Genomic DNA, 13,066 nt, shown 5'->3' with positions numbered 1-13,066 from the left:
TGTCAGAGTCATTAAGGATTCAGGCTTTTTGCCCGCCTTTTTTAAACCTCCATGTATCGTTCTTGCCCCGTTTATGCGGGGCTTTTTTTTTGCTTCTTTCTATGAGTTGACATCTTTAAGTTTTATTCAGAGACATAAAAAACTTTTTCGTGTCACTGAACCTATTAGGTTACAGAGCGACGTTGCTATCCTGGTAAAAGTTTTTTCTAAAGGACCGGTAAAATGTCATCTCTTGATTCTGAAGCTAAACCCGATAATGCAGGTCACAGCGTACTGGCTTTAACAACCTCTCATAGCCTGGTGGTTAGCTCTTCTGAAACATTTCTTCCAGATATGCGCAAAGAGCTCGGCATTATCGCGGATCTTGTTGAGTCCTATAATGATGAACTCTGCTTGTTGAAACACATGGCTGTCCAGTTCAAAACCCACAATCACCAGAAACTTTATTCTTATCTCTCAGGCTACAACCACAGTATCTCTGAAGCGGATGCCTTGTTCGCGGAAAACGCTCTGAGATCTGAATACTGGAAACGCGTTATGGCACTCACTGATGTTTTGCCTATCATGTCGGATGCCAAACGTAACGAATGGGATAAGCAGTTTACGGCCGACCGCTATATTATGCCGCCTCAGGTGATCCCTGATTTCACAGCTGACGCTGTAGTAGGCACAGTCGTTGCTTTGCTTAATGACCGCAATCAATTTATTAAAGAAAGGGTTTACGACGTCTTCCAGTCTCTGAGCCGCAGTCATAAGACAAACAAAGCTTTTGGGTTCTCCACCCGCATGATCACTACCGGAGTTTGCGAGCCGTCTAAATACCCCTGGCAGAAATTAAGGGTGGATTTTAAAGAGTCTGGCATTTCACCACTGAGCGAGCTCCGCGTTATATGCGCATTCTTCCGTGGCGAACAGGTGAAGGCGATCCATAACACCAAATCATTGGTTGAGGCGTTGGTCGAACATGAGGGGTTCAGAAAATGGATCTGCATCGATGGCAACAGTATTCGTTTCAGGGTTTACAAAAATGGATCAATGCATATTGACGTCCACCCTGATATCGCCGAGCGGCTTAACAATATTTTATCAGCTATCGTACCGCTGGCATTACCTGCCGACCGCATGGCTCATAGCAAGAAATCTTTGGAGGCATTCCCTGTACTTAAGCAGTGCATCGACTTTGATACCCGGATGCAGCTTTCTGAACTAATGTTTAAAAATGACGGGGACAATAAATGGAGTTGCTGGACATCTTTAGGGTCTCTCGCCGAACGCAAATCTTCGAGTGTTGCCGCTGACACCCTTCGGTTCTTAGGGGCAACAGTAACAAAATACGATGTGACATTTTCCTATGATCCGTGTGAGGTTATTCGTTACATCGGCCAGATAGGGGAGATGCCTGATATTGTATCGCATCAGTTTTACCCTTCATCTTGCCGAATCAGCGAATATGTATATTCCCTGCTCGGTGCAGGGGAAGGGGATACCCTCCTGGAGCCTAATATTGGCCATGCGGATTTGCTTAAATCATTCCCTGCCGGTGTGATCGTTACTGGCATCGAGCTTGATACTTTGAATTGCCTTATCTCCCGGGCTAAGGGATACGATACGACAGAAGCTGACTTCCTCACATGGTCTAAGTCTAATCAACAGAAGAAGTTTGATTATGTCGTGATGAACCCACCTTTTGCCGATAACCGGGCCAGGCTGCATCTCCAGGCAGCTGCATCTCATCTCGCAGCCGGGGGATCTCTAGCAGCCGTTCTTCCATTATCTCTTCAGGGGCTCGATAACCTTCTGGGGGAAGAATTCCGGACGGAATGGATGGACGTTTTTGAGAACGAGTTTGAAAACACGACCGTTTCGGTTCGCATCCTGTACGCCGAACGTATTCAACAAGAGGAAGTCCTATGAGCAACCAACCCACCAGCCTGCCAGAAGAAGATATTGAGTTTGTTATGGATACCTTTCAGAGGAGCATGGGTAAATCCAAACCTGTCAGGGATACTCAAATAGAGGGCGAGAAACCGCAAAGTAAAGAGTCCGCAAACTCAACTGAAAACCCCGGTTATGAAGAATTCTTTTAATTACGCTCATGATATCCTGGTGCAGTTATTTAGAATGATATTTGAGGGATGGGGGACATTGTGATTAAAAGGCGTAACATTCGACGATCAGTTTATGGATTGCTTATTGTTCTTATCGCCGGAAATGTGTGGTTAGGCCTTAGAGCTGATAAAATTCATAAAGTGCGTTATCAGGATTTCTGGTCACCGGCAACTGTGATTAAAGTAACTGTAATGCCTTCAACGAATGAAATCCAGCTCAGTGGTAAAATCCCTAAATCGGTAAGAGTTTCAAACAATTATGTTGAGTACTCGTTACCGGGCACACTCTCGGACAAGACCATTTACCGAAGCGTGTTAGAAGATGAGATGCTCACTTTGCTTAATGCTGGAGGTCAACTTGAAGTTAAATACACTCTGGACAAGCAGACAAATCGAACTAAGGTATGCACTAAGTGCTTACGGGTGATTAAAGATATTAACCATCAATATTCAGCCACTGAGGTAAAGCATGGGCAGTCCTAAATTTGAAATTGCTGAGCAAATTAAAATGTGGATCGTTGTTTATCTAGTTTGCTTTTTAGCACTTTACTGTGTGTTAAGCGCTCTACATGCGCTTTATGATCCGCTAAATTTACCTGCCCTGACGTGGCCTATCAGCTGGTTCGTGGTGCCTGAAATGACAAGTTTTGGCAGTGCATTATTAGCTTTTGTCCTAACGCCAGGCCTTTGCTCTATAATTGCTGTTTTATTCGGTAAGTCTACCTTTAAAAAAGCTAAAACAAAAATATAGAGTTAATTAGATTGGTGGCTCAGGTTTATAAAACCTCTCACTAGAGAGGTTTATTTATTATTTTTGACTGAGATTAACAGCGTTTTCCATAAATGTATCAATAACAACCGTAAGAGACTGGCTGGTACCATGGCTATACTCAGGCCAAGGTAAAAAAGGATATGAAGAATACGCCATCAACATGATACTGGTTGGGCAACGCCAGTCCGTTGGAACACCTTTACTGTAATGGACAATCATAGCCGGGCGACTACAATCAATATCTCCAGCGTTTTTATCGAGTACGAAAGTAGCCAGAACGCCGGTGTCCTTCTGGGATACGAAAACAAGGCTGTCAGTAAAAATAAAGGCCATTAAGGAAGAGGCCAGGAAAGCGCCAGTAAATAAGGACTTCTTCTCTTTCCAAACGCGTCGAGCATATAACCCCATTAGCGCTACCGCTGAAACCATTCCGGACCACTGAGCACCCAAAGAAAAATCTGTTACTGTTTTAGATGTCATACTTTCATTAATAGTAATCATTGCGACAATGAATGGTGATGCAATTCCAAGTGTTGCTAGGACTATCAGCGATATTTCAGACCGGTTTTCTTTAGCGGATCCTTTACTTATTGCAGACATTGCTCTGAACATAACGAATGTACTGTTGAGCATCAGAAAACAGCATAAGAGCATGTATAACATTGGGTTTCCTCAACCTAGAAGTGATGGTTACCCTGTTATTTTACATAAATTTGACTCAACAGATGCTTTTAAAATCTCGCTTCCTTGAATTTAAAAACATATCAGCACAATTGGCAAACATAAAGGAGCAGCGTCTATCAAAAGTTACTTTTATGATTGGTTGAATACTCATTTTGAAGGCTAAAATCCAAAAAAGTGGGTACAAAAAGTTACTTTTGCGTCATCCAGATGCACTGCCGCCATTTTGCATTCTGTACGTTGGTTGCTTTCTCACTTGATGTCTCTTTTAACAGGCAAATTATCACTTTATCCGACCGGACCTTGTAGGCTGAATCCGTAGAATAAGGCTATAACCTATTCCCGGAGCATCATATGCGTAAAACTCTAATTGGCTGCATGGTTGCAACTGCCCTTGCTACTGTATCTTCGGCACATGCTCAGGTATTTAGCTACTCATTTACAGATACCAATAAGGCTGTTCGGAATATTAAGCCTGCAACACAAACATATCTTAATCCCGCTGGTGTTTTGACTCTGAACTTGATATCGGGTCTTGATCGGTACGAGCGAGTGACGGTCACACGAGACAGCGATAAAAAGGTTATGTATTCCTCCGTCTCGACCAAAACGAGCGTTGCAGATCGTATCGTTGCTGCCGATGGAACAGAATACTATGGAAAGGATATGGTTCTACCGGCGCTCGGAGAAGGGACCTTTACTGTAGTCAATGAAACTCTGGATATTCGCCAGACTGTAGTGAGCACATCTACTTATCATTTCATCGTTGATACAACTCCTCCACGCTATAAGAGTATTTATCCGAGTCAAAACGCAGGTTACGACATGGTACTTTCTGGGCCACTTTGGGAGTTGGGCCGAGGCGGTAGTGGCCAGTTTTCTATATTTGCAGACGGTATTGAGGATGCTAGTGGAATTGCCAAGATCCGTCTTGTCATTAAACGAAGTAATGGTTCTGTGGTCTCCGACAATAACCTGAGTTATGACACAGCCAATAAACGTGCGTTCTATCCGTGGATTAAAGATATGAACACCCAGGCTGGCATGCCCTCAAGTGATCTTGATGAAGAATTCACCTTCAATTTCATCGTTACGGACCTGGCAGGAAATACGCTTAACATTCCTCCCCAGCGGTTTTTATATGACGATCAAATGGGAGAATTTACGCCATTTGCAGTTCATGACTCACGTGTAAGCACCAGTGTTGTACCCGGCATTTCTTCGGGATACGTCCCGTTTAAACGAGGCCTTACAGTGCTGGAAAACCCCTACAAGTTGGTTATACGTATCCCAAGAACTAACTGGAAGCCATATCGAAATGGTGGCATGAGCATTACCAATAACTATGGCGGAGTACAGGTCCTTTCCGAAGATGCCACCTATGTCTACGTGGAAGTTAAGCTGCCACAGGGTGCCTTAGATGGAAACTACTATAGACCTGTGAATACATATCAATGGTCTGGAGGAGATCTTGGTCAGTATGCCAGCTGGCTCAACTGGGATCCTGCCTCTGTAAAGAGTCCGGCTTGGGGAAGTTCACCCATAGAACGACAAAAGGCTGATGGAACATGGTTCAACAGCGTAAACTGGAACCTGTTCAAGGCATCTGATATGCCTATAAAACTTACTAATATCCGGTTCAATGTACAGGCTAGGCCATATGATCAAAAAATCACTGGCGGAGCAACATGCAGTATTCCAGCTGGCTCAACAACCTGTACCGTCTCTTTGCCCCAGGATATTATAAATGGCACTACCGGCTATCTTCATAGTGGCTATGAAGTAAGGTCAACCACCGAAGCAACCTTCTTTGCCCCTATATGGGAGAATATAGCCTGGCATACACTGGGTCCCTCCGTCACTGGATTTGATTACATTGAAACCACCAACATTCTCCAGGTTTACGTGAATCAACCTGGAGATGGTTCATATTTCGACCATGTTTATGTAAATCGAGTTTGGTTGTCAGATAAAAACCGTAACAACGCAGAAATAAGCGTAACCGGCAAACAAACAGGTAGAAATATGGCGTCTGGGAACTACACGTATGAGTTCAACATGAAAGAGGTACCAGAAGGCAGTTATAACGTGGTAATTAATGCCCAAGATACATTCAACAATACCGGTAACCTCCCTTATCAAACTGTTGTCGTTGATAATACAGCACCATCTGTAAGTATTAGCTACGAAGGAAAACCGATCAGCAAAAACGTAACAGTATATGGGCTGGAGAACGTCCGTATACAGCTCACCGATGCTCTAACTAAACCATCCTTAAGCCGTATGACTCTTCGCGGTGGCCCTGTTTCTGATGCGGTGGAATTGTCTTGGGTGAATCTGGGAAACAACCTGTATGCACCTAATTATCCCAAGATCTTTCCGTCTCTTAATGAAGGCGAAACATACACTCTCACAGTTCAGGCCAAAGATGAGATGAACAACGTTAAAGAAAGCTCAGTCGAATTTAACTACCTTCCAAACAATCTCGTCAGGCTAGAGAATCTGAAAACCTTAGCTGTCAATGCTTCTCTCAAAACATCTGACAATACTCCTCTGGCTGTTCTGTATGCCAGCCAGCTGCGTAAAAAGGATGGTTCAATCGCTACAGGGCTTCAGGACGCAGTGCTTACTGTCCGTAAGGACGCTGCATTCGGCGTGACTGTAAATGGTGTTTCTGCGATGCCAGGTGAAAGCAAAGAGCTTCAACTGGATTTGGGGCTCGGGGACAGCCGTAGCTTTCCTATTTTCCCTGCTGTATCCGGCCTTACAGGCAGATCTGAGTTCATGATTAACATTGAAGAATTAAAATAAAGCAGGGCTGTTTTGCTGAAGCACAACGGCCGTCTTCTGATGCGCCGTAGCCCATGTTGTTGCAAATCAGTCCGACGTTCATTGCGTAAGTAACGCTTACTGCGGACCATGGTAGTGATTAGACTCACTACCATGGTCATTTCACCACATATCTTCTCTGCATTGCTCTTGTTGGGCAGACTAGTAACTCGTCACTAAATTGCAGCTTTTGTCTTGCTAAGTCGCTGGTATAACTGCACTACGAAATCGTCAAAAGATTTTATCCCTCATGTAGATCCAATAAATGATCCCAAAGGTGCCAGAGAGTACAAAGAAGATCCCGGTACGCTGTAGGCCGCATGGTTACTGGGCTGGAGCATTGTCACTGACAACAGTAGCGACATAAGTGACAACGGGAGTGACTTAAAAGACAATGGTAGAGACTATTTCGACGTTGGTAATGATTTTAAGTGACAATGGTAGTGAGGTTAGACTTAAACTTCCACTGTAAGGTAAGGTGACTCGCATTATTTAAATAAATTATTACTTTCAATTACTTGCGACACGAGTCTGCATGTATGCTTCTATTTCTCAAAAATTTATCCACCGAAAATGCCTGTGGCTGTGATTTAGCTTTGACGACAGTTTTTATCAGGGAGGCAAGTTGAGACCTGTATAAGAACTAAGCATTTATTTATCCCCATTTTCCACAAGGTAGTTCCAATAATTAGTACCTTAGTGTTCCTGATAGATCAAAAGAGATCCCCGCTGCCTCCAGGCCAGACGGCACAAGGCCTGAGACGTGATCAGTGACAACAGTAGTGATTATTTTGACATTGGTAGTGATTATTATAACGTTGGTAATGAGTTTTTTGACATCAGTAGTGATCAGAGCGACAATAGTAGTGACTTTTCATTAGATCTTTTTAACTTGATCTGATCCGTTGTTGATAAGAGTTGCAGGTCATTGTATGCAAAGAGTTTTTGCCAAGTTTTAATGAGTGGAGTCGTTTTTTTAGGTAGAACTTATGCACAGATATGGATCATCACAATGATCCATCCAGTGACATAGAGTTCGCTGGGGCTTACTATTCACCAATCTGTTTACACATTCAGTGATAACTTATTATGACTAAAGAGAAAGATACTGAGCAGCAGGACCTGGTCACCAGGGCTTTCTCTGTTAGAGAGAAAGAATCAGGTAAAGACATCATTTTGCGTCCTAACAGCAACCGTACGGTGCAGTCTATTGCTTTGATGCGGCTCGGGCTGTTCGTCCCATCACCAAAGAGTGTGGGGCGTCAAAATCGGGAATATAAAACGGTTGGCTTTGACGCAACGAAAGAGTTACAGACGCTCTCTTTAATGGAGAGCGAGGGGTTCACCAATATTTCAATTGTCGGTGAGCGTCTTGATATGTCAGTAGATTTTAAGACGTGGATGGGCATCATTCGAACCTATGCCAATCATCCGATTAACAATGACACGATAAGCTTAAAATTCACTGAATTCCTCAAGCTATGTACGCCTGAAAATTATCGCTCATCTACAGCGTCCAGAAAACGTATAGACGCCTCCTTACGCAGGTTAGCATCCGTTACCTTGTCGTTCACCAGTAATAACTCGTCCAAAGTCTATACAACGCATCTGGTACAGTCTGCCCTGTTAGACCCGGAATCAGATCAGGTTGTCCTTCAGGTTGATCCTAAGATTTTCGAGCTCTATCAATACGATCATAAGGTTTTGATGCAGCTGAAGGCAATTAAGGAGTTGGCCAAGAAGGAAAGCGCCCAGGCTCTCTATACGTTCATAGAGTCATTACCGCCAAATCCTATACCGATATCCCTTACTCGGCTGAAAAATCGTCTGAACCTCAAAACACGAGCAAATAGTCAGAATGCTACCGTGAGAAAGGCTCTTGAAGAGTTGGCATCGATAGGATACCTCCAGTACACCGAAATTAAGAAAGACGGAAAAGTATACTTCCAGATTCATAAGCGGGATCCCGATCTGAATTTGAACAATACTCAGCCTCCTTTAGAAGTGGTTGAAGATGAAGAAGAGAACTCAGGGTCTTCTGTTTTAGAAGGTGAGTTATGCCCACCAGCTGACCCGATAGACGGCGATGATGTTCTTACCGTCCATGATTTAACCGCTGAAGAACTGCGCTATATTCGTAGTCTTCGAAGCCAGAAAAAGAACAGCAACGCCAGCTAAAGTTAACCCGGCGGTTCAGGCTCCGGGTGCTAAATTACTTCTTCGATTTTCGTTAGTCCCAGCCCGCTCTTTCACGTCAACGGTAATGAGTCAAAAGTCATTACCGTTGTCATTGTTCTCTACCACCCTATGTAGATCGAGATTGCGAATTCAACGCTTTCTCCTGAGTCACCTGTTAACACCCGGTTTCTACGCTTTACTTCATTGGCCAGTACATCCAACGGAAAATATCGTAACGGGGTGACAATGGCAGTGAGTTGACCCACTCACTACCATCGACATTCAAATCCCGGCTTCTCTGGTAGCTATAGTGACAATGGTAATGATGTGTACCTTACTGGCATTGTCATTGTCCTCCGAGTGTGCGTTCAGCTTTGGGAGGACACCGGAACTTAATGCGGCGAGTCACGGCCATTGTGAATCTCGATTGGATTGGCGAATACGGCTTCCGGTTGGGCCAGATGTCAATGGTTATGCTTCATCCAGCTCATTACTGTAGTCATTGCCGTTCAGCTGAGCTGATGCTCCTCTCATTCTATGTGGCGACAACGGTAGTGAGCCCAGAAAGTGACTACCGTTGTCATGGCCGTCCAGTAGAGCGGGTCAACCTCTTAAATCACAGGGTGACAACGGTATTGAGCCCAGAAAGTCACTACCGTTGTCATGGACGTCTGGTTAAGCGGATCTACCTCTCAATTCACAGGGTGACAATGGTAGTGAGCCCAGCAAGTCACTACCGTTGTCATAGTCGTCCCGTTGAGCAGATCAACCTCTTAACTTACAGGATGACAACGGTAGTGAGCCTATTAAGTCATTACCGTTGTCATTGCCATCCAGAAGAGCGGATGATCCTCTCAATTCATACGGCGACAATGGCACTGAGCCCAGCAAGTCACTTCCGTTGTCATAGCCTTCCAGAAGAGCAGATGAGCCTCTTAATTAACAGGGTGACAACGGTAGTGAGCTCATTAAGTCATTACTATTGTCATGGCCGTACAGCTGAGCTGATCATCCTCTCAATTCACACGCCGACAATGGTAGTGAGCTATTAAAGTCACTACCATTGTCATAGACGTCCAGTTAAGTGGACCATCCTCTCAATACACACGGTGACAACGGTAGTGAGCCATTAGAATCACTACCGTTGTCATTGCTTTTCAGGTGCACTGATAAGGCTCTCAATAGACACGACGACAATGGCAGTGAGCAATTAGAGTCACTTCCGTTGTCATTGCTTTCAGCTGAGCTGATAAGGTACGTCATTTACACGATGACAATGGCAGTGAGCCAATCGAGTCACTACCGTTGTTAATGCCGACCAACCGAGGGAAGGGTCCGCTCAAAGAACTGAGTGACAACAGTAGTGAGATCATCCAATCACTACCATTGTCAGCTTAAACCTGTAGGACGAAGAGGCTTGTCCGATAAAATGACGACAATGGAAATGAGCCTATCCATCACTACCACTGTCATTAAAGTCCAGCGGTTCAACGTTAATCAGTAGCTCCGGATGACAATGGTTGTGAGTCAGGCAATTCCCAAGCATTAAGTGACAGCAGCGTAACACCTCTAAGCTCACTCCTGTTGTCAGGGGTTAGGGTATTGAGTCTCTACCGTCGTCAGTGTTTCTGAGACACCAGTATTGCAGATCACTACAATTGTCACTTAAGTATCGACGGGGGAATAGATGCAAGTGACTGGCTAACCAGTACCAGTTTAGATTCAAAACGATCCCATCTTTGTGGATGCACTTGAGTAAGCTCGTATGACGATATGTCAGAGAAGTGACAACGGGAGTGAGTTGCCGGACTCACTACCGTTGTCATCCCCGGTTGAAGGAAGAGGATCCCCGGGGCTGTATATTTACCGGGTATCCTTACTCAAGGGTTTCGACACTCACTCCCATTGTCGTAATCAACGAGTGTGCATTGTCTTTTAAAAGCATCGCTGGAAACGTACGATTAAAGTAACTTTTCTTTCGGTTCTTCCTTGCGAATCTCTGAAGACGTACTGGCTGATCGGAGTCAAGGAGGGCAGTAAAATTGAAGCCGTCAGTTTTACTGTCGGCTCCGGGTAGTTACTTCAACTCGTCGATCTGAATCATGAATTCTGAGGTGCCAACTTTCCCATTTTCGGAAGGATAAACGGGTAACAGAAGATTATCCCCCTGGCCCATATCTATTTGCACCTCAACTGACTCACCTGGAGCCGCCTGTGCCCCGTTAAATTTAATACCGAAGGCTGCATCCTTCCGCACAGTCAGCGTTGCGTTCTGGACCCCTTTAGCAATTTCTCCATTTGTCTTACGCAGAACGTTAGTGGACAGGTACGCAAGGGGTACGCCATCTGTCGTTTTGAGAGGCGAACTGACCGATAATGTGCGTAGATTATGTAACTGCACAAGGTTATTCGGTAGATAACTGAACTTCTGAGTATAGGTTTTGGTATTCGACTGACTATCGGCAACTGTTACGCTAATTGAATAATTTTCAGATGGTTCGAAATTTGGGAACAGCCTCGGATACTCAGGCATGTATGTATCTTTGCCTGCCGGTGACCACGTAAGCTCAACGTTATCAGCTGTGGGGCCACCTACGAGCTGAAGACGGGTTATCCTCGGGGTTGTCAGATTATCTGCCAGAGCGATCCTGAGGTTCTCCAGGCCGTACACTACCGTATCGTCTTTTACCGGCTTTCCGTCGAATGTTATGGCCACTGTCGGAGGAGTGTTATCCAGAGCAATTTCTCCGAAAGTTTTATTGGTCTGGTTCTGGAAGAAGTCCCTGATGTTGACCTCAACGTTGTATTTTCCTTCAGACTGACGGGATAAATCATAAGCAATCGTGTAGTTACCTGAGATACGAGATTTGATTACGCCTGTGGGTGACATCCGGGTACCGGTGTTCTTATCGGAAAGATAAAATTCCCTCAATGAGACCGAGTCGAACCAGTTACCATCGCCTTCAAGTGACGCCAGTACATCCAGCTGCTTGTTAGTCTCGTCATATGATATCGAGTTTATTACCGGCAGTTGTTTATTGTTCCAGCGTGTCATAATCCATTGCTCAGACCGCAAAATGGGATTGCTGATGCTGCGAACGAAGTAAAGGATCCTATTGTAGCCCTGGGTACCCAAGGCCATATCAAACGTCTCAGGCGCTTCACACGAGGTTTTTCCTGCCGGAATGGTGCAGGTCGCCTTACCGCCGATCTCTTGTGCAAAGGGCCGGGCTTCAACGTTAAAACGAAGTCGGGAAATTTTAATTGGCAGTCGTGATGAAGCCACACTCTCAAAATCCTTCCACTTAACCCAGTTCCCCTTGTCATCGAGGAAATCTACCCAGGTACCCGCAAATGCAGGCGTTTGGTTTGCAGATGGGTTTAGAACGAGGCTGTATGACGGATAATACCCTCCCCACTGGCCAAAGTTCGCCATACGAGCCATATCCCCATTAATTGAGCCATAGGGAAGAGTCATTTCAACATAAGCATAAGTGCTGTCTACAGCTATCTCTTTGGGGGCGGAATATTGATTGATGAACTGAAGCCCACCTTCTGAATAAGCACGGTAGTTAGATTTTGGGATCCGGTAGACTAATCGAATAGGGTTTTCGTTAACGACCATACCGGCTTTGTAAGCCGGATAATTAGAAACCCCGGGTACGACGCTGGAAGACGTATTTGGATCATGAACGGCCCACAGTGTCATCTCACCCAGCGTGTTGTCGTAGCGAAATTTTTGAGTTGGCAGCGTTCGGCTATTACCTGCGTTATCGAAGATAACAACTTTTGCAGTAAAGTCTTCATCCAGGTTGCTGTCTGGTATTCCGGTTCCCTTAACTGAATTCTTAGAGTAAGTGTGGTACATCTTTTGGCCGGATACGTCATACTGCATCTGTGTAGTGCTGTAGAGGCTACCGTCCTGCCTGTAAATATATATTAGGCCCTTATCAATACCATTTGCATCACTTACGCCCGAAGAGGTGAAGTCATACTGCCCCGTTGCCTCTAATCCAAGCTTCCACACGTCACCAGCGGTAGAGCCAGAACCAGTATTAGCGGTAAGAGCATTTGCCGCTGGAGGGGTGACATCAATTAGCCAGTTATAGTTATAGGTCGCTACAGGCTTCTGATTGAGATCTAACACGTTTATCTGAACGACAAATTTGCCTTCACCCAAAGCAGGCAAAGTTACTTTTTTGCCGTAGAACTCACTACCGTCAGCAGCTGTTAGTCGGTCTGATACACCCGTCCGTGTAGTCGTAGTATTAAGAATGACAGTTCCAGTGTCTTTCGTGACTTTGACATTAACGAAACGATCAAGACCTGAAATAAGTGTCAAAGTTACCGGTGATGCCGGATTAAGCATAAGACGAGAAGACGGGGCGTGGATCTCAATACCGTTCGTGTCTTTAAAGGCCGATTCATATATCTGAGCTGGGGCCTGAACAGACATACCGAGTCCGGCTACAGCAGTAATAAAAGCGAGATGTTTCAT

The 13,066-nt window shown here is 44.9% G+C and carries 8 protein-coding genes; 6 read left to right on the top strand and 2 right to left on the bottom strand.

What is annotated here, in order from left to right:
• The first annotated feature begins 222 nt into the window (after positions 1 to 222).
• From NMD08_RS26930 to NMD08_RS26915, 4 genes are read left to right on the top strand one after another with little or no spacing between them, the layout of a single operon-like run.
• Positions 223 to 1,914: a DUF4942 domain-containing protein gene (locus tag NMD08_RS26930; RefSeq protein ID WP_000096325.1), complete on the top strand. Its 1,692-nt coding sequence runs from the start codon at positions 223 to 225 to the stop codon at positions 1,912 to 1,914.
• Positions 1,911 to 2,087: a hypothetical protein gene (locus NMD08_RS26925; RefSeq protein WP_000070862.1), complete on the top strand. Its 177-nt coding sequence runs from the start codon at positions 1,911 to 1,913 to the stop codon at positions 2,085 to 2,087. Before NMD08_RS26930 ends, NMD08_RS26925 begins: the two co-directional genes overlap by 4 nt.
• A 60-nt stretch (positions 2,088 to 2,147) precedes the next feature.
• Positions 2,148 to 2,591 carry a hypothetical protein gene (locus tag NMD08_RS26920; protein ID WP_001805248.1) on the top strand — a complete coding sequence of 148 codons (444 nt, stop codon included), beginning with the start codon at positions 2,148 to 2,150 and terminating at the stop codon, positions 2,589 to 2,591.
• Positions 2,578 to 2,859, top strand: coding sequence for a hypothetical protein (locus NMD08_RS26915; protein ID WP_000535423.1), 282 nt, complete (start codon positions 2,578 to 2,580; stop codon positions 2,857 to 2,859). Before NMD08_RS26920 ends, NMD08_RS26915 begins: the two co-directional genes overlap by 14 nt.
• Before the next feature lie 57 nt (positions 2,860 to 2,916).
• Here NMD08_RS26915 and NMD08_RS26910 read toward each other — a convergent pair whose 3' ends face one another.
• Positions 2,917 to 3,543, bottom strand: a complete 627-nt coding sequence (locus NMD08_RS26910) for a hypothetical protein (protein WP_000966518.1) — start codon at positions 3,541 to 3,543, stop codon at positions 2,917 to 2,919.
• A gap of 372 nt (positions 3,544 to 3,915) precedes the next feature.
• Between NMD08_RS26910 and NMD08_RS26905 the strand changes: the two genes are divergently transcribed.
• Together NMD08_RS26905 and repHI2 are read left to right on the top strand one after the other, a co-directional pair.
• Positions 3,916 to 6,372: an Ig-like domain-containing protein gene (locus NMD08_RS26905; protein WP_001232713.1), complete on the top strand. Its 2,457-nt coding sequence runs from the start codon at positions 3,916 to 3,918 to the stop codon at positions 6,370 to 6,372.
• A gap of 1,107 nt (positions 6,373 to 7,479) precedes the next feature.
• Positions 7,480 to 8,568, top strand: a complete 1,089-nt coding sequence (gene repHI2 / locus NMD08_RS26900) for an IncHI-type plasmid replication initiator protein RepHI2 (protein ID WP_000159528.1) — start codon at positions 7,480 to 7,482, stop codon at positions 8,566 to 8,568.
• A gap of 2,077 nt (positions 8,569 to 10,645) precedes the next feature.
• On the opposite strand, the gene NMD08_RS26895 is transcribed toward repHI2, so the two are convergent.
• On the bottom strand, positions 10,646 to 13,066 hold the full coding sequence (locus NMD08_RS26895; RefSeq protein ID WP_000681217.1) for an Ig-like domain-containing protein: 2,421 nt from the start codon (positions 13,064 to 13,066) through the stop codon (positions 10,646 to 10,648).

Source organism: Citrobacter meridianamericanus, from assembly GCF_041320245.1.
Taxonomy (GTDB): domain Bacteria; phylum Pseudomonadota; class Gammaproteobacteria; order Enterobacterales; family Enterobacteriaceae; genus Citrobacter; species Citrobacter meridianamericanus.
The sequence above is the reverse complement of the archived record's forward strand: the minus strand, read 5'-3'. Positions and strand labels throughout refer to the sequence as shown.